This is a genomic window from Streptomyces sp. NBC_00425 (assembly GCF_036030735.1).
Classification (GTDB): domain Bacteria; phylum Actinomycetota; class Actinomycetes; order Streptomycetales; family Streptomycetaceae; genus Streptomyces.
Genome location: NZ_CP107928.1, coordinates 8,719,214 through 8,737,540 on the forward strand (window position 1 = coordinate 8,719,214; position 18,327 = coordinate 8,737,540).

General features: G+C 73.9%; 12 protein-coding genes and 2 pseudogenes. 6 read left to right on the forward strand and 8 right to left on the reverse strand.

The window, feature by feature from the left end:
* On the forward strand, positions 1-552 hold the full coding sequence (locus OHS82_RS38400; protein ID WP_057581518.1) for a PadR family transcriptional regulator: 552 nt from the start codon (positions 1-3) through the stop codon (positions 550-552).
* A 25-nt stretch (positions 553-577) separates the two neighbouring features.
* Here the strand turns inward: OHS82_RS38400 and OHS82_RS38405 are convergent, their stop codons facing one another.
* Both OHS82_RS38405 and OHS82_RS38410 read right to left on the reverse strand, forming a co-directional pair.
* Complete coding sequence (locus OHS82_RS38405; RefSeq protein ID WP_057581520.1) at positions 578-1,117, reverse strand: hypothetical protein; 540 nt, start codon at positions 1,115-1,117, stop codon at positions 578-580.
* Positions 1,118-1,296: 179 nt separating this feature from the next.
* Positions 1,297-2,277: a fibronectin type III domain-containing protein gene (locus OHS82_RS38410; protein WP_057581522.1), complete on the reverse strand. Its 981-nt coding sequence runs from the start codon at positions 2,275-2,277 to the stop codon at positions 1,297-1,299.
* 433 nt (positions 2,278-2,710) lie between these two features.
* Here OHS82_RS38410 and OHS82_RS38415 point away from each other — a divergent pair.
* Positions 2,711-3,412: pseudogene (locus OHS82_RS38415) on the forward strand (glycoside hydrolase family 75 protein); the annotation flags it as partial.
* 259 nt (positions 3,413-3,671) lie between these two features.
* Here OHS82_RS38415 and OHS82_RS38420 read toward each other — a convergent pair.
* The 5 genes from OHS82_RS38420 to OHS82_RS38440 all read right to left on the reverse strand — a co-directional run bounded on the left by OHS82_RS38420 (position 3,672) and on the right by OHS82_RS38440 (position 9,125).
* A complete protein-coding gene (locus OHS82_RS38420) occupies positions 3,672-4,082 on the reverse strand; it encodes a PTS fructose transporter subunit IIA (protein WP_057581524.1) in 411 nt (136 codons plus the stop codon).
* A gap of 7 nt (positions 4,083-4,089) precedes the next feature.
* A complete protein-coding gene (gene dhaL, locus OHS82_RS38425; RefSeq protein ID WP_057581525.1) occupies positions 4,090-4,689 on the reverse strand; it encodes a dihydroxyacetone kinase subunit DhaL in 600 nt (199 codons plus the stop codon).
* Positions 4,690-4,735: 46 nt separating this feature from the next.
* The gene (dhaK, locus tag OHS82_RS38430; protein WP_057581527.1) at positions 4,736-5,728 is read right to left on the reverse strand and encodes a dihydroxyacetone kinase subunit DhaK; all 993 of its coding nucleotides are present in this window, start codon (positions 5,726-5,728) and stop codon (positions 4,736-4,738) included.
* A gap of 72 nt (positions 5,729-5,800) precedes the next feature.
* Positions 5,801-8,242, reverse strand: a complete 2,442-nt coding sequence (locus tag OHS82_RS38435) for an Orn/Lys/Arg decarboxylase N-terminal domain-containing protein (protein ID WP_328435541.1) — start codon at positions 8,240-8,242, stop codon at positions 5,801-5,803.
* Positions 8,243-8,447: 205 nt separating this feature from the next.
* Positions 8,448-9,125, reverse strand: coding sequence for a TetR/AcrR family transcriptional regulator C-terminal domain-containing protein (locus OHS82_RS38440; RefSeq protein ID WP_328435543.1), 678 nt, complete (start codon positions 9,123-9,125; stop codon positions 8,448-8,450).
* Between the two features lie 193 nt (positions 9,126-9,318).
* Between OHS82_RS38440 and OHS82_RS38445 the strand changes: the two genes are divergently transcribed.
* Positions 9,319-10,158 carry an SDR family oxidoreductase gene (locus OHS82_RS38445; RefSeq protein WP_057581531.1) on the forward strand — a complete coding sequence of 280 codons (840 nt, stop codon included), beginning with the start codon at positions 9,319-9,321 and terminating at the stop codon, positions 10,156-10,158.
* A gap of 103 nt (positions 10,159-10,261) precedes the next feature.
* Here OHS82_RS38445 and OHS82_RS38450 read toward each other — a convergent pair whose 3' ends face one another.
* Complete coding sequence (locus OHS82_RS38450; protein ID WP_443041918.1) at positions 10,262-13,252, reverse strand: glycosyl hydrolase 115 family protein; 2,991 nt, start codon at positions 13,250-13,252, stop codon at positions 10,262-10,264.
* Positions 13,253-13,695: 443 nt separating this feature from the next.
* Here OHS82_RS38450 and OHS82_RS38455 point away from each other — a divergent pair, with 443 nt between their 5' ends.
* The 3 genes and pseudogenes from OHS82_RS38455 (at position 13,696) to OHS82_RS38465 (ending at position 18,014) form a co-directional block, all read left to right on the forward strand.
* Positions 13,696-14,682, forward strand: a complete 987-nt coding sequence (locus OHS82_RS38455; RefSeq protein WP_242433272.1) for an SCO6745 family protein — start codon at positions 13,696-13,698, stop codon at positions 14,680-14,682.
* A gap of 209 nt (positions 14,683-14,891) precedes the next feature.
* A pseudogene (locus OHS82_RS38460) lies at positions 14,892-15,341 on the forward strand (RpiB/LacA/LacB family sugar-phosphate isomerase); the annotation flags it as partial.
* Between the two features lie 288 nt (positions 15,342-15,629).
* Positions 15,630-18,014, forward strand: a complete 2,385-nt coding sequence (locus tag OHS82_RS38465) for a phosphoketolase family protein (RefSeq protein WP_057581535.1) — start codon at positions 15,630-15,632, stop codon at positions 18,012-18,014.
* Positions 18,015-18,327 lie beyond the last annotated feature (313 nt).

An 18,327-nucleotide genomic window follows, 5' to 3' on the forward strand; every position in this document is an offset into this window, starting at 1 on the left:
ATGTCACTGCCGCACGCGATCCTCACCGCCCTCCTCGAGCGGCCCTCCTCGTCGGGGCTGGATCTGACCCGCCGGTTCGACAAGTCGATCGGCTACTTCTGGTCGGCCACGCACCAGCAGATCTATCGCGAGCTGGGACGGCTGGAGGCCGAGGGGCACATCCGGGCCCTGCCCGCGGAGCAGCCGGCCCGCGGGCAGAAGAAGGCCTACGAGGTCCTGCCCGCCGGTCGTGCCGAACTCGCCCGGTGGACGGCCGCCGCGCAGGACCCGAAGCCGCACCGCGACGCCCTGTTGCTGCGGCTGCGGGCCGCGGCCGTCGTCGGCACCGCCGGTCTCGACGCCGACCTGCGCCGGCATCTCGACCTGCACCGGCGGCAGCTGGCCGAGTACCGGGAGATCGAGCAGCGTGACTTCCCGGCCGGCGACGACAGCGCGCAGGCCAGGCTGCAGCACCTGGTCCTGCGCGCGGGCATCGAGCTGGAGACCTTCTGGACGCAGTGGCTCACCGAGGCTCTGGCGAACCTGCCCGTCGTGGAGGGCGAGCCCGGCTGAGTCCCGTTTCGCAGAAGGCCCGGGACTACAGCCGGTAGGGCTTCGAGCGCCGGCGCAGGAACCAGGCCGCTCCGATGACGCCGGCCCCCACCAGCGCCCCGCCCACCGCCATGGTGACGGGGCCGTAGTCACGGGCCGCACCGCCGAGGCCGCCCATGACGCCGCGCGAGGGCGAGGTCGTCGGGGTGGGCGCCGGCGTGGACGGCGTCGAGACGATCACGGACTGGGTGCCCGCGGTGCTGCCGTTGGAGCACATGACCACAACGGTGTAGGTGCCCGGGGAGACCGCCGACCACGCGGCCGACTGGCTCGCGGCCGTCCCGGACAGGGCCACCTGACGCCCCTGGGCGAAGCTCCCCTGGCCGCTGGTGAGCAGCGCCGCGGTGCCCCAGCTGCCGTTGATCTGGGTGCAGGCGCTGGTCACCACCGACACCGTGGAGCCGGTGGTGCTGACCGAGATGCCCGACGCCCGGGCGGCGGCGGGACCGGCGGCCAGGGCGAGCGGCAGCGCGGCGGCGACCGCCACGCCCAGTCCTGAGCTGACGAACAGACGGGAAATGCGCATGGGATGTCCTCCGGCGGCGGCACGGTTGGCGGTACATCCCTTGCGCCGCCGAGGATCGGGTTCGTCCGTGCTGCCTCAGAGGCAGCCAACGCCGCCCCGCGCCGCCCCGCACGCGGACCGCCGCCGAGCAGGTGAGGGACTCCTTCGGACGGGCCAACGACGGCACGGCCCGGGGTGTCTCACGACCCGGGGCCCGTCGTCACCGTCCGCTCCGCCGAGAACGCGCCCCAGCTTCCGTCCGGCAGTCGGGCCCGCAGCCGCACCCGGTGCGCGACCCCGGCCCTCCCGCCGGCGTAGAAGCTGTACGCCGCCGTCCCCCGCGGCGGGGTCCCGCCCCACACCAGCGAGGTGGCGGGCTGCCCGTCGAGCTGGATCCGGTACTCCGTGACCACGCCGTCCACGCGGGGCGGCGTCCAGGACAGGTCGATGTAGTAGCCGCCGTCGGCGCCCCGGTGACCGGTCGCCCGGAAGTCGACGGGCGCCGTGTCCGTCCCCTCGTCGTCCCCCTTCGCCGTGGTGATCCGCACCGCCGGTCCCGCGGGCGAGAGGTTGTCGGCCGCGTCCCGGGCCCGCACCGTCAACGCGTAACTCGTGCCCGGCCGCAGCCCCGTGACGACGGTCGCCGTCTGCGCCGCTCCGACACTGTGGATCTTCGCGTCGCCCCGGTAGACCTCGTACGAGACCACCTTCCGGTCGTCCGTGGAGGGCGACCAGGACAGCTGGACGGCCCGGCTCCCGGCGGCCCGGCCGGTCACCCCGCCCGGCGCGGTCGGCGCCGAGCGGTCCGCCGCGCCGGCCGCCGGAGTGGTGGCCCGTACCTCCCGGCCGGGCGGTCCGAGCCGGCCCCGCGCGTCACGGGCCCGCACGGTGAAGACGTATGCGGTGGACGGGGCGAGGCGGACGACGTCCAGCATGTGCGCCGAGCCGGGCGCCTCCCCGGCCTTCTCCGCGCCCAGGTACACCTCGTACGCGCTGATTCCGGCCTCCGCCGCGACCGCGTTCCACATGACGTGGACGCTCGTCGCGCTGCCGGCCGCGGCCGTCACTCCCGTCGGAGCGCCGGGCGCCCGGCCGTCGTCGTCGGCCGCGCCGACGGCGCAGCCGCCCGACAGGGCCGACACCAGCGCGCATCCGGTCACCCACAGCACAACACGTCGCACGGCGTCGCCTCCCGGCCCGGCACGGCGGCAATGGTCCGGACCAATATGGCGCGGTGGTGCGAGCACATCAAGAGGGCGTGCGAGCACATCAAGAGGGCGGGGCGGGCGGCCGTCCGCCGCCGCTCGGAACGTCCGCTCGCGTGCGGTGCGTCCGCCGAGGCCCGTGCCGGCCGAACTCTCCCTGAGACCGGACGAGTTCACCTCGGCGGCGCGGCCCGTCGCCGTCGCCGTCCCCGCACCGGCGCGGTGGCCCGGGGTCCGGAACCGCAGCACGGCGCGGGGGCCCCTGGCCCCTCCCGTTGCGCTGTCGGTCCGTCAGCAGCGGTCCCCGTACGGCCCTCTCGGAGTGGCCGCGCGCTCCGGCGGACACCAGATTGTTCCGAGTGCCCGTCAAAGTGCGTCCGTCCACGCCCCCACGAGAGGGTTCCGAACCGTGCGCGTCCAGTCGCTGACACTGGCCGTGGCAGGCCTCGCCCTGCTGGCCCCGACCACCCCGCCCGCCGCCGTGCGGCCGTCCGCGGGCGCCCCCGGGGCCCCGGCGGCGCACCAGGAGGGCTCGGTCCGCGCTGCCGACCTGCTGTCCCGGGTCCGCGACTGCACGCCCGTCTCCCGAGGCCGCTACCGCACGGACGACGGCACACCCGCCACGATCCCGGTCTGCGGCACCGACGAGGCGGTCTTCTGGACCGCCGACATGGACATCGACTGCGACGGCCGTCCGGGCCCGCAGTGCAACAGCCGCACCGATCCGCTGTTCTCCGCCGCCACGGCCTTCCAGCAGTCCGACGGCCGCTATCTCAGCGCCGAGTCCCTGCCCTACATCGTGGTACCGGGCGCGAGCGAGGTCTGGGACCACCGCGACCACGGGGTGCGCGGCGGATCCGTCGCCGCCGTCGTCTACCGGGACCGGGTGGCGTACGCGGTGGTCGGCGACACCGGACCGCGCGAGATCATCGGCGAGGCCTCGTACGCCGCCGCCGAGGCGCTCGGCATCCGCCCCGACCCGCGTGGGGGCGGCGCGCCGTCCGGCGTCACGTACATCGTGTTCAAGAACTCCAGGGCGACCCCCATCGAGAGCCACGCGTCCGCCGTGGCGGTCGGGGAGCGGCTCGCCCGGCAGTTCGCGCAGGCGGCGGACGCGAGCCCGGACGGATCGCCGCTGCTCCCGGAGCGGGACGGCGAGGAGGGCGCGGACGGCACGACGTCCGTCCGGCCGCCGGGCTGGGAGGAGGACTGGGGCCCGTCCGACGACGCCGAGGGGGACGGGAAGGGCGGGACCGGCAAGCGGGACGAGGAGCACGGCGCCGGCAAGGGGGACGAGGAGGGCCGGTCGGGGGAGTGAGCGGCCGGGGGGCGGGCCGTCGGCACGGCCCGCCCCGCTCGACTCGCCGGTGTCACACCTTCCGGTACGTGTACGCGTCCGCGGCCGCCGCCTCCACCGCGTCGAGGTCGCCGCCCGCCGCCGCCGTGACGACCGCGGCCACCGCGCCCTCGACGAACGGGGCGTCCACCAGGCGCGCCGTGTCCGGCAGTTCGTCGCCCTCGGCGAGCAGTGCCTTGACCGTGAGGACGGCGCTGCCCAGATCGGCGAGGACGGCGACCCCGGCGCCCCGGTCGACCGACGCGGCGGCGGCGCAGATCAGCTCGGCGCTGGTGCCCAGCCCTCCGCCCTCCGTGCCGCCCGCCGCGGCGACCGGGACGGCCGCGCCGCCGCCCGTGAGCCCTCGCGCCAGCTCGGCCACGGCCGCGGCCACCTCCGCGCTGTGCGAGACCAGTACGACGCCCACCGTCTTGTCGTCGCTCATCGTCGCCTCACTCCCCGCCGGCCGTGCAGAGGGCGGCGACGAGCAGCGCCGCCGAGGTGGCCCCCGGATCCTGATGGCCGATGCTTCGCTCGCCCAGATAGCTGGCCCGGCCCTTGCGCGCCTGCAGCGGCGTCGTCGCCTCGGCCCCCTGCCCGGCGGCCGCCCGGGCGGCGTCGAAGCCCTCGGTGAGAGCGTCGACGGCCGGCACCAGCGCGTCGATCATGGTCTTGTCGCCGGGCGCGGCGCCGCCGAGTGCCATGACGGCGTCGACGCCCGCGCGCAACGCCTCGGCGAACTGTTGTTCGTCGACCTCGGCGGTGTCCCCGAGAGCCTTGCCGGTACGGCGCAGCAAGGTGCCGTAGAGGGGCCCGGAGGCGCCGCCGACCGTCGAGATCAGCTGCCGTCCCGCCAGGATCAGGACGGCGCCCGGTGTCTGGGGCGCCTCCTTCTCCAGCGCCGCGGTCACGGCGGTGAAGCCGCGCCGCAGGTTGCTGCCGTGGTCGGCGTCCCCGATCGGCGAGTCGAGGGCGGTGAGCCGGTCCGCCTCGCGGTCGACGGACGCGGCGGTCGCCGTCATCCAACGGCGGAAGAAGTCGGCGTCGAGCACAGGATCTCCTTGCGTGGTCGGTGTCTGCCGGACTGCTGTCTCCGCCTCACACGCCCCAGCGCAGCCCCGGGGTCCTGACCGGGGCGTCCCACAGCTGCAGCAGTTCCTCGTCGACCTGGCACAGGGTGACCGAGGCGCCCGCCATGTCGAGGGACGTCACATAGTTGCCGACGAGCGTACGGGCGACCGGCACCCCGCGCTGGGACAGCACGCGCTGCACCTCGGCGTTGAAGCCGTACAGCTCCAGCAGCGGTGTCGCGCCCATGCCGTTGACCAGCAGCAGGACGGGGTTACGGGGCGTGAAGTCGTCCAGGATCGCCTGGACGGCGAAGTCCGCGATCTCACCGGACGTCATCATCGCCCGCCGCTCCCGGCCCGGCTCGCCGTGGATGCCGACGCCCAGCTCCAGCTCGCCGGGCGGCAGCTCGAAGGTCGGGCTGCCCTTGGCCGGCGTCGTGCAGGCGCTGAGCGCCACGCCGAAGCTGCGCGAGTTCTCGTTGACCTGCCGGGCGAGCGCCTCGACCTGCTCCAGCGGCCGGCCCTCCTCGGCGGCGGCGCCCGCGATCTTCTCCACGAAGAGCGTCGCGCCGGTGCCGCGCCGCCCCGCCGTGTAGAGACTGTCGGTCACCGCCACGTCGTCGTTGATCAGCACCTTCGCGATCCGGATGCCCTCGTCCTCGGCGAGCTCGGCGGCCATGTCGAAGTTCAGCACGTCGCCGGTGTAGTTCTTCACGATGAACAGCACGCCGGCCCCGCTGTCCACGGCCGCCGCCGCGCGCAGCATCTGATCGGGAACCGGCGAGGTGAACACCTCGCCCGGGCAGGCCGCCGAGAGCATCCCGGGTCCGACGAACCCGCCGTGCAGCGGCTCGTGCCCGGAACCACCGCCCGACACCAGCGCGACCTTCCCGGCCACCGGCGCGTCCCGCCGCACGATCACCCGGTTCTCGACGTCGACCGTCAGCTCGGGATGGGCGGCCGCCATACCGCGCAGCGCGTCCGCGACCACGTTCTCCGCAACGTTGATCAGCATCCTCATGGATACCTCCAGGTGGGCTAGCAGGTGAGTCCCTGCTTCCATTCTGCCGGTCCGACCGGCGTCGAGCCGATGTCATGGCGAACGGCGCCGGCCCGTCGGCGGATTTCGGTCCGGGAGCAGCCGGCCCTCCTCGGCCGGACCGCGCTGGGCGGGCGCCGCGGCCTGTCTCCCGGGTGCGGCCGGGGCCGTCGCGTCGTCGGCCGTGGGGCGCAGGCACTCGATGAGGTAGTCGCCGGTGTCGGGGTCGAGGGTCACGCCGTGGGTCTCGCTGCGGAAGCCGGGGAAACGGCGGTCGAAGGACTCCAGGGCGCCGAGATAGCGCAGCAGCGGGCCGTCGGGATCGCCGACGCTCTCGCCGGGCATCAGGACGGGGATGCCCGGCGGCGTGACGGTGACCATGGCGGCGGCCACCTGGCCGGCCGCGTCGGCCAACCTGACGCGGTGGGTGCCGCCGCGCACCAGCCGCTGGTAGCACAGCTGCGGGGGCGCGACCGGCTCCGGCAGCTCCTGGAACGCCGTGTCCAGCAGGTCGACGAGGCGGGCCGTGCGCAGGTGGTCGTGCATCTCCTGGCACAGGTCGCGCAGGGTCAGGCCGGCGTACCGCCGGGGGTGCTCGGCGACCAGCGCGGGCAGCACCCCGTCGAGCGGGGCGTCCTGGTCGTAGAGGGCCTTGAAGTCCATCAGGGCGTCGAGGAGCGTGCCCCACTTGCCCTTCGTGATGCCCATGGAGAACAGCACCAGCGTGGTGTAGCTGTCGGTCTTCTCCACCACGATGTTCCGTGCGGAGAGGTAGGCGGTGAGCACCCGTGCCGGGATGCCCCGGTCGGCAGTCTCCCCGGTCGCGTCGACGCCCGGGCAGGTCAGGGTGACCTTGATCGGGTCGAGCATGCAGTAGCCGTCCGTCAGCCCGGGGAACCCGTGCCAGTCGGCGCCGGGCTCCAGATGCCAGCACGACGGCTCGGTGCGCAGCAGGTCGGGCGACGCCTCCTCGAACGGCAGACGGACGCCGGTGGCCGGATCGGTGACCGTCTCGGGCTGCCACACCCCGAAGAACCACGGCGGCCGGTCGTCGGCCTCCTCGATGCGGCGCCGGAGGCGGACCGTCTCCTGACGGAACCGGACCGCCTCCGCCACCGCCTCGTCGATCAGCCAGCGACCCTGCGGCCCGTCCATCATCGCCGTCGCCACGTCCAGGGAGGCGATCATCGGGTAGAGGGGGGAGGTGGTGCCGTGCATCATCAACGCCTCGTTGAACCGGTCGTGTTCGACGGGCGCCCGGGGCGCGGACCGCACGTGCACCATGGCGCTCTGCGAGAGCGCCGCCAGCAGTTTGTGCGTGGACTGCGTCGAGAAGACCGTCGGCCGGTCCGGGCCGGGGAACGCCTCCTCGTCCACCGACATGCCGTAGCGGCCCGCGTAGAGCGGATGGAACCGCGCGTAGGCGAACCACGCCTCGTCGAAGTGCAGCCGGGGCGTGCTCGCGGCGAGCGCCCGGGCCGCCGCCGAGGCGTCGTAACACAGGCCGTCGTAGGTGGAGTTGGTGAAGACCGCGTAGCGGGCGTCCGGCGAAAGGGCGTCGCCGGTCAGCGGGTTCGCCGCGATGCGGGCCGCGACGGAGTCCGCCGTGAGCTCGGCCGGGGGAAGCGGCCCGGCCAGCCCGTAGCCGTTGCGGGTGGGGACGAGGTAGACGGGGCGTGCGCCGGAGACGACCAGGCCGTGCAGTACCGACTTGTGGCAGTTGCGGTCCACCAGCGCGATCTCGTCCCGGGTGACGCTGAAGTGGCCGACCACCCGGTTGCAGGTGCTGTCCCCGTGCAGCACGAAGTAGGTGAGGTCGGAGCCGAAGACGCGGGCGGCGTTGCGCTCCGCCTCGCCGATCGGACCGGTGTGCTCGAACAGCGAGCCGAGTTCGCCGACCGAGATCGACAGGTCGCTGCGCAGCAGCCGTTCCCCGAAGTAGTCGTGGAAGGCCCGCCCCGCGGGCGACTTCAGCAGAGCGACGCCGCCGGAGTGGGCCGGGGTGTGCCAGGAGTACTCGTGCGCGTCGTCGAAGCGGCGCAGCGCTCGGAAGAAGGGCGGCAGGACGGCTTCCCGGTAGGCGACCGCCGCGGTGGTGATCCGGCCCGCGATGAACCCGGGGGTGTCCTCCAGCGGCCACACGTAGCCCACGACCGACTCGGACACCCACAGCGGCAGGTCCCGTACGCCGTCGTCGCTCATGACGAGGAAGACCGGCAGGTCCCGGAACCGCCGGCCGATCGCCCGCAGCACGCCGGCGCCGCCGGACTCGCTCCCGGCGGCGGCCGTCCGCCCCGGAAGCTCCCAGGCGACCAGCGCCGCGGTCAGCCCCGCCTCCGTCCGCAGGACCGCCTCCGCGTCGCGGGCGTCGACCGCCCAGCGGACCTCGAACCCCCGCGCCTCGATCGCGTCGCGGATGCGCACCAACTGCTCGGCGCCGGCGCCCTCGTCGCGCGGACGCTCCGGTACCGCCACCAGAACCCTGCTGTCCGCCATGCGGTTTCTCCCTCCCGGCGGCGGCATGCCGCGCCCGGCCAGTCTCCGAGCCGTCCGGGACACGGGTACGGCCGTACGGCGGCAAACCACCCGCAGGACGGAAACGCCGCGCACCACGGCTGACCGCGAGCGCCGACCCGCCCGAGGCGGGGGAGGAACCTCGCCGGGGCCCTGTTCGGGGGCCCTTGTGCGGGGCGGTCCGGTGTCAGCCGGCGGGAGTGTGGAGAAGGCCGTTGATGAGGACGTTCAGGCCCCAGGCGTCCCGGTCGCCGGGCGAGAGCAGTGCCTCGCGCAGTGAGGTGACCATCGGGTAGCGGTCCGCGGGCAGGGAGGCGTAACGGCGGTCGGCCGCGGCGACGACGTTCTCCTCACCCGTCGCCTGGCGGTTGCGGACGCTCTGCTCGGCGGCGGCCGCGGCGATGTGCAGATAGAGCAGGTCGACCGCCCAGGCGGCGGTGATGTCGTCGAGGCCGCCCTGCTTGAGCAGCGCGAGCATGCGGTCCAGGACCAGCAGGGCGTGCTCGCCGGTGGGGATGGCCCCGAGGGCGACGGCGGCCAGGCCCTCGTGACGGCTCATGGCCTCGATCGCGGCGCCGGCCAGGGCTTGGAGCCCTTCCTGCCAGGAACCGTCGTCGGCGTCGTCCGGGGGGAGGGGCACCTGGGCGAGGGCCGCGTCGAGCATGGCGGCCATGAGGTCGTCGCGGTTGGCCACGTAGACGTAGAGCGAGGCGGGGCCGGTGTCCAGCTCCTTGGCGACGCGACGCATGGTCAGCGCGTCCAGTCCGTCGCGATCGAGGATCCGCAGACCGGTCCGCACGACGGCGTCACGGCTGAGGGGGGCCTTGGCGGGCCGCGCGCGGCGGCTGATCGGCTGCGAGCTCATGGGGGAGAGCGTAGCCCTGGGCGAACGATGTTTGGAACGAACGATGTTTGACACGAACGGTGTTCGCTCCCTACGGTGGAAGAGCGTCGCCGAACGGTGTTCGTCACGAACATGATGCGATTCGGGCTGCTTCCGGCCTGCCGCGGGCGCTCCGCACATCACACCTCTGACCAGCAGAAAGACCTACGTCACCATGATTCTGATCACCGGCGGCCGCGGAGCGGTCGCCGCCCGCCTCACCACGCTGCTGCACGACGCCGGCCTGTCGGTCAGGCTCGGCTCCGCCCGCCCCGACGAGCTCTCACCCCCCGCGGGCGTGCCCACCGTCCGACTGGACCTCACCGACCCGGACTGTTTCCCGGCCGCACTGGCCGGCGTGACGTCCGTGTTCCTCTACGCCAGTTCGGACCGCATCACGGACTTCGTCCACCACGCCCACGCGGCCGGGGTCGAACACGTCGTGCTGCTGTCCTCCGCCGGCGTGCTCGGACCCGACGCCGGGAACGACCCCCTCGCCAGGTCCCACCTCGACGTCGAGAACGCCCTGCTCGCCTCGCCGATCACCACCACGATCCTGCGACCGGGCTCCTTCGCCTCCAACGCCTCGGCCTGGGCCTGGCCCGTGAAGGCCGGCCGGCCGATCAGCCTGCCCTTCCCCGACGCCCACACCGACCCCGTGCACGAGGCGGACCTCGCCGAAGCCGCCCACGCCGTCCTCGTCGACCCCCGCCACCACGGGGGCCGCTTCACCCTCAGCGGCCCCCGGTCGCTGACCTTCACCGAGCAGATCGACCAGCTCGCGACCGTCATCGGCCGTCCCGTCGCGACCCAGCGGGTCACCCGGGAGGAGTGGAAGCGGGAGATGGCCGACTACGTTCCCGGCGTGTACGCCGACGCCCTCCTGAACTGGTGGGAGTCGAACGACGGCAAGCCCGTCGCCCTCACCTCCGCCGTCGAGGAACTCACCGGCCACCCCGCCCGCCCCTTCACCGTCTGGGCGGCCGACCACGCCGCCGACTTCACCACCGCGTGACCCGGCGGGAGCGTCGTGGCCGGTCCTTGGCCCGTCCCGCCCGGCGCCACCGGTCGACGGCCGCGGCCACCGGCCGACGGGCGCGGCCCGGGAAGGCGACGCCCTAACGGCTCGGCGCGTCCAGTCCCGGCGACGTGTCCGGGTCCGGGTTGAACACCGGGTGGTAGCTCTCCGGCGGCGCGAGGTACGCGGCGGGCAGGCCGCCGGTGTCGACGACGATCTGGTCCACGGCGATCCCCGGGTCGACCATGAAGACCCGCAGGACGTGCTCGCCGGGCTCGGCGACGGTCACCGACGCGGTCAGCTTCTCCACTCCTTCCTCGACGTTGCGCGCCCAGGCGTCACCGCGGTTGCCGGTGGCCACGGACTGCCCCGACAGGAGCGCGGGCGGCTGGTCGTCCAGGGCGACGGCGAGCCGCCGCGCGCCCCGCTCGTCCAGCGAGGGCAGCCGGAAGACGGTGACCGGGAACGTCCCGGTGCTGGTGAAGCGCACCCGGTAGCGCAGCTCCGGCGCACGGGTGGCGAGGTCGGCGGTCACCGGGGCCGCCGTCGACGGCGCGGCCTCCACCGCGGCCGCGCCACGGCCGAGCCCGCGCACCGTTCGCCAGCGAGCCCCGCCGCGCGCCACCCGGCGCTCGGTGTGCACGGCGTCGATCGACACCCAGCCGTTCGCCTCGACGAACCCGCGCGCCCGCAGACGCGCCCGCTGACCGTCGTGGACGACCGTCAGCGGCACCTCGAAACGCTCGTCACCGCTGGCGAACGCGACCGTGACGGCGTGTGTGCCCTCCGGCGCGGCGGGCCAGTCGATCTCGATCCACACCCGGGTCTGCTCGGTGAGCGAGCCGCCCGCCGTGCTCAACCGGACCCAGGGCCGGTCCGCCTCGGCCACCCAGGAAAGCGGGAGGAAACCGGTGTTGAAAACGTCCACGAAACGCCGGTCCCGGGTCACGGAGGAGAACGGCAGCGGCCGTGCGGCGCCGACCTCGTTCCCCTCGGCGGCGATCCCCAGCCCGGACGTCTCCCGCCGGACGACCCGGGTGACCGCCGGACGGCCCGGCGCCTTCGGGATCTGGGAGGGGTACGGATTGATGTAGCCGTTCCACTTCCCGCCCGCCACCTCGGTGTTGTACCGCTGGGTCAGCGCCGCCTCCTGGGCGTGCGCCGCCTCGGCGAGGTCCGCGAAGCGGTTGGTCCCGGCGCCGCGCCCCTGCCGTGCCGCCAGGGCGTTGCGGTCCGCCCAGTAGTACTTCAGGTTCATCAGGTACGCGCCGTGCACCGGATAGTGGACGAGTTCGAAGAAGGCGTCCCGCAGGGCCGCGGGGAGTTCGTCCCCGAGCGCCGCGGTCCGTCGCAGCAGACGGTCGTAGGCGGCCATGCGGCGTCCCGCCTCGTCGCCGTGGTGGACCACGGAGAAGACGCCGCGGTCGATGAACTCCGGGCGCCGCTCCGCCGCGAGCCGGTAGTACTCGGTGCGGATCGAGGTGATCTCCCGGCCGTACCGCAGCCCGAACTGCCGCCCGTACCACTCCGCGAGGAAGCCCTCGACGTCCTCGGCCGTCCACCGGTCCACGTCCCAGGCCATGTCCATGGAGAAGGACAGGCCCGTCTCGATCGACTTCAGGTCGCCGACGTTGAAGATCCACATCCGGTCGGCCCGGTGCTCGTACACCCTGCGCAACTCCTGCCACACCTTGGCCAGTTGCGTCGTGTCCAGCCAGAGATAGCTGCGCGGACGGCCCCAGTAGGAGAGGTGGTAGTAGATGCCGTTGCCGCCCGGACGGGCGCGCTCCGCCTCGGTCGGCAGCTGGCGCATGTTGCCGTGGTTGTCGTCCGGCCAGATCAGCGTGACGTCGTCGGGCACCCGGACGCCCGCGTTGTACAGGTCCAGCACCTCCTTGTACGGGATGAAGATCTGCGGCTCGGCCGCCGTTCCGACCTCCTCCGCGAGGATCCGGCGCTGGTCGGCGATGATGTCGTTCATCACCGCCACCTTCTCCGGGATCGTGGTGGCGTTCTTCGTCTCCAGCGCGCTGTCGTGCAGCCCGCGCATGCCGAGCGTCCAGCTGCTCTCGTAGGCCGCGTTCTCCCGGGCCCGCGCCCGCCAGTAGTCGGAGATCACCGCCGGGTTCACCGTGTAGTCGTAGACCGGCGGTGTGCCGTCCGCGCCCCGGTGGTCCTCGGCCCACGGGGCCCACTCGTGGACGCCGTTGCGCAGCAGGGCCTCCGGATGGCTGGAGCCGACCACGATGCCGTACCGGTCGGCCAGTTCGGGGTTCTCCCGGTACTTGTTGAAGAAGTCGGAGTACGGATGCATGGCCGGCCAGAGGTAGTTGGCCTTCAGTCGGAGCAGCAGCTCGAAGAGGCGCTCGTACGTCCGCGGACCGATGTTCTTGTCCGGCTCCTGCGTGCGGTGCGACCAAGTGGTCAGGTTCTGCTCGTCGTTGATGAAGACGCCCCGGTAGCGGACCGACGGTTCGGGGCGCACGAAGGGCCCCGCGGGCACGGCGACCGCGTCCCGCCGCTCGACGGGCACGTCGGCCCACCAGTACCAGGGCGAGACCCCGATGCGCTCCGAGGTGTCGTAGATCCCGTAGACCGTGCCGCGCGGGTCGCTGCCGGCGATCACCAGGGCGCGGTCCACCCCGGGCGCGGGACGCTCGACCACCTGGGTCACGGACGCCTCCCGGCGTCCCGTCACCCGCCGCACGCCGAGCCGCTCGTGCGCGACGAGACGGTCCAGGACCGGGCTCGAGTCGAGCGTGCCGACCACGATCAGTGCCGTGGCCCGTTCCGGCAGGGTGCGCCGCAGGGCGGGCCGGACCCCGGTGACCCGTTCCACGTCGGCCTGCAGGTCGCCGGCCGCGCGCAGCACGGCGGGGTCCGCGCCCGCGTCCACGAACACGTCGACGGCGACACCGTTCCGCACCAGGTCGAAGTCGGGCCGGGCGGAGGCCGGAGCGCCCTCGGCGGCCCGGGCGGCCGAGGGGGACGTCGCCGGCAGCAGCGGGGCCACTCCGACGGCCGTCAAGCCCCGCAGAAACGCCTTTCGGCTCCATGGCTGCGAGGTGTCCTGTGGTGCGGTGTGCGACATCGACGCTCCCGACTAGACACTGGCATGACCATGCTAGAAAGCGCTTTCCCCGGCACTCTAAGCCAGCGCGGACGCCGACGTCCATATCCGTGCGGCGCGGGCCGACGGTGGGGTCCGCGCGTGGCCGGCTTCGGGCGGGCGGGGTTGTTATGACCGCCGTCATGACGGATGCTGCCTCTCGGCGTCCGGGTCAGTGCCCGGAGCCGCGTCCCGGTCGGCGTCCGGGTCCGTGCCCGGCGCGGCGTCCGTGTCTGTGCCCGGCGCGGCGTCCGTGTCTGTGCCCGAGCGGGCCGACCCGCCGCGCGACGCGGGCTCACGCCGAAGCGGAACGGCCGGGACATTGGGGCCGGAAGCCGGAAGCCGGAAGCCGGAGCTGGAGCCCGGAGCAGGAGCAGGAAGCCGGAGCCGGGGGCCGGAGCGGGGGGCCGGAGGCGCAAGTCGAGATGCAGATGCAGATACAGACGCGGATGAAGATGCAGCCGCCGACCGGTCGGGAGGACTGGGTGAACGACACCGTCGCACGGGCGATGTGGGAGAGGTTCGAACCGGTCCATCAGTTGGTGTACTTCGCGCCCGAGGTGCGCGCCGCCGCAGACGGCCTCGGGATGAGGGGCTACTGGATGGGCTACTTCGCCCTCCGTGCGGCGCCCCTCGGGCCCGCCCCCGCGGCCGTCGTCACCAGCTGTTTCTACGTGTTTCACCCCGACCGCGTGGCGCGCGCCCTGCCGGACGCCTGGCATGCGGCGACGTCCCAGGACGTGCTGACGGCGCGTGAGCGGGCGGTGGACGCCGCCATGACGGCCCTCTACGGGCCGGCGGTCGTGGGCTCGCCCGAGATGGCCGAGGCCGCGGAACTCGCCTGGGAGGCGGCGCGGGCGGCGGACACCGCGGGGCGCGTGCTCGGGGCGGCCAACCAGGCGCTGCCCCGCCCGGAACAGCCGCACGTCAGGCTGTGGCAGGCGCTGACCACCCTGCGCGAACACCGCGGCGACGGCCATGTCGCGGCTCTCGTCGCCCGCCGTCTGGGGCCGGTCGGGGCCATGGTGCTCAAGTGTGCGACGGGTGAGGCGGACGCGGAGTTCCAGCGGCAGACCCGCAGGTGGGACATGGCGGCCTGGCATGCGGCGCAGAGGGAACTCCGCGAGCGTGGCTGGCTCGACGAGGACGCACGTCTCACCGAAGCCGGAGCGGCCGCCCGGGCCGGGGTGGAGGCCGACACGGACGCGGCCGCCGTCACGCCGTGGACGACCCTGGGGTCCGCCGCCACCGCCCGCCTCGCCCATCTGCTCGAGCCGCTCGCCCGCACCGTCCTGGACTCGGGGATCGTCCCGGGCGGCAATCCGGCCGGCCTCACGGGCGCGTTCGACGGCGGCGTCATGGACGGGTCGCCCAGCGGGGAGCCGAGCGGGCGGCCCGCTGCCGCGAGGTGACTGTCCGGCCGACGCGGACGGCCGGGCATCAGGGGCGTGAGGCGCATGAGGGGCGCGAGGCACCCGCGGTGGGGCCGGGCGGCGCCTGCGGTGGCGGCGCGTGAGCGGGCGGTGTGCGCGCCCCCGTCGGCGGGGCGATGTCCCGCCGGCCCCGCTTCGTCGAAGCGTTCGGGGCGACAGCGCGGGCCTGCCGTCAGTAGGCTCGCGGCATGCGGATCTCCGTCTCCTCGGACATGGACGAACCAGTCGCCCGCGCCCTCGTCGCGGAGCTGCGCGGCCGCGGGCACGACGTGGTGCCGCACGGCGCGCTGCGCTCCGGCGACGACCCCCGGTGGGCGATCTGCTCCGCGGCGGCGGCGCGTGACGTGGCCGACGGGACCTCCGAGCAGGCGGTCGTGTGCTGCTGGACCGGCACGGGCGCGTCCATCGCCGCGAACAAGGTCGCCGGCGTCCGGGCCGCCCTGTGCACGGACGCGTGCACGGCCGAGGGCGCCCGGCGCTGGAACGACGCCAACGTCCTCGCGCTCAGCCTGCGTCTGACCTCCGAGCCGCTGCTCAAGGAGATCCTGGACGCGTGGTTCGCGGCCGAGGCCGGCCACGACGCCGAGGACCGGCAGAACCTCGCGCACGTCGCCGCACTCGACGCGTCAGGTGCGCGACGCACGGCAGGTGCGTCAGGTGCGCCCCGCGCGGCGGGTGCTTCACACGGGCCGGGCGCGTCGGACGTCTCCCGCCCGGTCTCCGCCCCCGCCCCCGCCCCCGACGCCTTCGGCGTGGGCGGGGCGCACTCGGGACCGTAGGATCTGCGCCCCCATACGGACGGCTTCGCGGTTTCGCTGCTCCGTATGGGTCGCTCGGCCGTGTGGGGTACCCGGCCGACGGGGAGGGAGGTCAGGTACGGACCGGCACGCACCTCCGAGCGAACCCGATCGGGAAGGGAACCCGAGATGCCCGTCGACCCGCAAGCGACGTCCGCCCGGCTCACCGACGACGAACTCAGGACGCTGCACGCCCACTGGCGCGCCGCGAACTATCTGGCAGTCGGCCAGATCTACCTCATGGCCAACCCGCTGCTCACCGAGCCGCTGCGGCCGGAGCACGTCAAGCCGCGGCTGCTGGGCCACTGGGGCACCTCGCCCGGGTTGAACCTCGTGTACACGCACCTCAACCGCGTCATCCGCACCCGTGACCTGCACGCCCTGTGCATCTGGGGGCCCGGTCACGGCGGGCCGGCGGTGGTGGCGAACTCCTGGCTGGAGGGCTCCTACTCCGAGACCTATCCGGACGTCACCCAGGACGCGGCCGGCATGGCCCGGCTGTTCAGGCAGTTCTCCTTCCCCGGCGGCATCCCCAGCCACGTCGCCCCGGAGACCCCCGGCTCCATCCACGAGGGCGGCGAACTCGGCTACTCGCTCTCCCACGCCTACGGCGCCGCCTTCGACAACCCCGACCTGCTGGTCGCCTGCGTGATCGGCGACGGCGAGGCGGAGACCGGGCCGCTGGCCGCCTCCTGGCACTCCGACAAGTTCCTCGACCCGGTCCACGACGGCGCCGTCCTGCCGATCCTGCACCTCAACGGCTACAAGATCGCCAACCCGACGGTGCTCGCCCGCATCCCCGAGCCCGAGCTCGACGACCTGCTGCGCGGCTACGGCCACGACCCGATCCATGTCACCGGCGACGAGCCGAACGCCGTCCACCGCGCGATGGCGCAGGCCATGGACACCGCCCTGGACCGCATCGCCGCTCTCCAGCACGCCGCCCGCGAGGAGGGCTCCGGCGAACGCCCCCGCTGGCCGCTGATCGTGCTGCGCACCCCGAAGGGCTGGACCGGTCCGGCCCACGTCGACCGCGTGCCGGTCGAGGGGACCTGGCGCGCCCACCAGGTGCCGCTGTCCGCCGTCCGCGACAACCCCGAACACCTGCGGCAGCTGGAAGCGTGGCTGCGCTCCTACCGGCCGGAGGAGCTCTTCGACGAACGCGGCGCGCCCCGCCTCGACGTGCAGGCGTGGATTCCCGAAGGGGACCGCCGGCTCGGCGCCACCCCGCACGCCAACGGCGGGCTGCTGCTGCGCGAACTCCCGCTGCGCGACCTGGACGCGTACGCCGTCCCCGTGGACAAGCCGGGCGCCGCGCTGCACGAACCGACGTCCGTGCTCGGCGAGTTGCTCGAGGACCTGATGCGCTCCACCGCCGACCGGCGTGACTTCCGGCTCGTCGGCCCGGACGAGACCGCCTCCAACCGGCTCCAGGCCGTCTACGGCGCCACCGGCAAGGCCTGGCAGGCGCAGACCCTCCAGGTGGACGAGAACCTCGACCGGCACGGCCGGGTGATGGAGATCCTGTCCGAACACACCTGTCAGGGCTGGCTGGAGGGCTATCTGCTGACGGGCCGTCATGGCCTGTTCTCCTGCTACGAGGCGTTCGCGCACATCGTCGACTCGATGGTCAACCAGCACATCAAGTGGCTGCGCGTGACCCGCAGGCTGCCCTGGCGTGCGCCCGTCGCCTCCCTCAACTACCTGCTGACCTCGCACGTCTGGCGCCAGGACCACAACGGGTTCTCGCACCAGGACCCCGGGTTCGTGGACCACGTCCTCAACAAGAGTCCCGAGGTCGTGCGGGTCTATCTGCCGCCGGACGCCAACACCCTGCTGGCCGTGGCGGACCACGTGCTGCGCAGCCGCGACTACGTCAACGTCGTCGTGGCGGGAAAACAGCCCTGCTACGACTGGCTGACGATGGACCAGGCCCGCGCGCACTGCGCGCGCGGGGCCGGCGTGTGGGAGTGGGCCGGCACCGAGAACGGCGCCCGCGAACCCGACGTGGTCCTCGCCTGCGCGGGGGACGTGCCCACCCAGGAGGTGCTGGCCGCGGCCCAGTTGCTGCGCCGCCATCTGCCGGAGCTGGCGGTCCGCGTGGTCAACGTCGTGGACATCGCCCGGCTGCTGCCGAGCGGCGAACACCCGCACGGCATGGGCGACTTCGAGTACGACGGGCTGTTCACCGCAGACAAACCGGTGATCTTCGCCTACCACGGCTACCCGTGGCTGATCCACCGTCTCGCCTACCGCCGCACCGGACACCGGAACCTGCACGTGCGCGGCTACAAGGAGATCGGCACCACGACCACGCCGTTCGACATGGTCGTCAGCAACGACCTCGACCGCTACCGGCTCGTCATGGACGTCATCGACCGCGTCCCCGGCCTCGCCGTGCGCGCCGCGGCGGTGCGTCAGCGGATGGAGGACGCGCGGCTGCGCCACCACGACTGGATCCGCGCCCACGGCACCGACCTTCCCGAGGTGGCGGACTGGGCCTGGGACGGCTGAGGCGACGGCAAGGACGCCGCCCCCGGGGCGTCCGATCAGGGCGCACGGGCCGGGGCGGACGGCGCAGGGGAAGGGGCAGACACCGGGCCGTCGTGCGCCCTGGCACGACGCCGCGTCCGGTGCCTACAGTGGTCGGCCGGTCCCGCACACGGATCCCCGGGGCCCGCCCCACACCCCTGGTCACCGGCCGACCGGCCCGGCGCCCGTCCGGGACCGGCGACGGCCCGCACACCGGCGCGGCTTCCGCGGCGACGGGTGCGCGACCACCCGCGCGACAGGCACCATCCCGTGACACCGCTCGGGCCGTGCGAGG

Bases quoted from the DNA above. Each gene is read 5' to 3' on its own strand.
- OHS82_RS38400 (WP_057581518.1), top strand. From the start codon at position 1: ATGTCACTGCCGCACGCGATCCTCACCGCCCTCCTCGAGCGGCCCTCC.
- OHS82_RS38405 (WP_057581520.1), bottom strand. From the start codon at position 1,117: ATGCGCATTTCCCGTCTGTTCGTCAGCTCAGGACTGGGCGTGGCGGTC.
- OHS82_RS38420 (WP_057581524.1), bottom strand. From the start codon at position 4,082: ATGAGCGACGACAAGACGGTGGGCGTCGTACTGGTCTCGCACAGCGCG.
- dhaK (WP_057581527.1), bottom strand. From the start codon at position 5,728: ATGAGGATGCTGATCAACGTTGCGGAGAACGTGGTCGCGGACGCGCTG.
- OHS82_RS38435 (WP_328435541.1), bottom strand. From the start codon at position 8,242: ATGGCGGACAGCAGGGTTCTGGTGGCGGTACCGGAGCGTCCGCGCGAC.
- OHS82_RS38440 (WP_328435543.1), bottom strand. From the start codon at position 9,125: ATGAGCTCGCAGCCGATCAGCCGCCGCGCGCGGCCCGCCAAGGCCCCC.
- OHS82_RS38445 (WP_057581531.1), top strand. From the start codon at position 9,319: ATGATTCTGATCACCGGCGGCCGCGGAGCGGTCGCCGCCCGCCTCACC.
- OHS82_RS38450 (WP_443041918.1), bottom strand. From the start codon at position 13,252: ATGTCGCACACCGCACCACAGGACACCTCGCAGCCATGGAGCCGAAAG.
- OHS82_RS38455 (WP_242433272.1), top strand. From the start codon at position 13,696: ATGCAGATGCAGATACAGACGCGGATGAAGATGCAGCCGCCGACCGGT.
- OHS82_RS38465 (WP_057581535.1), top strand. From the start codon at position 15,630: ATGCCCGTCGACCCGCAAGCGACGTCCGCCCGGCTCACCGACGACGAA.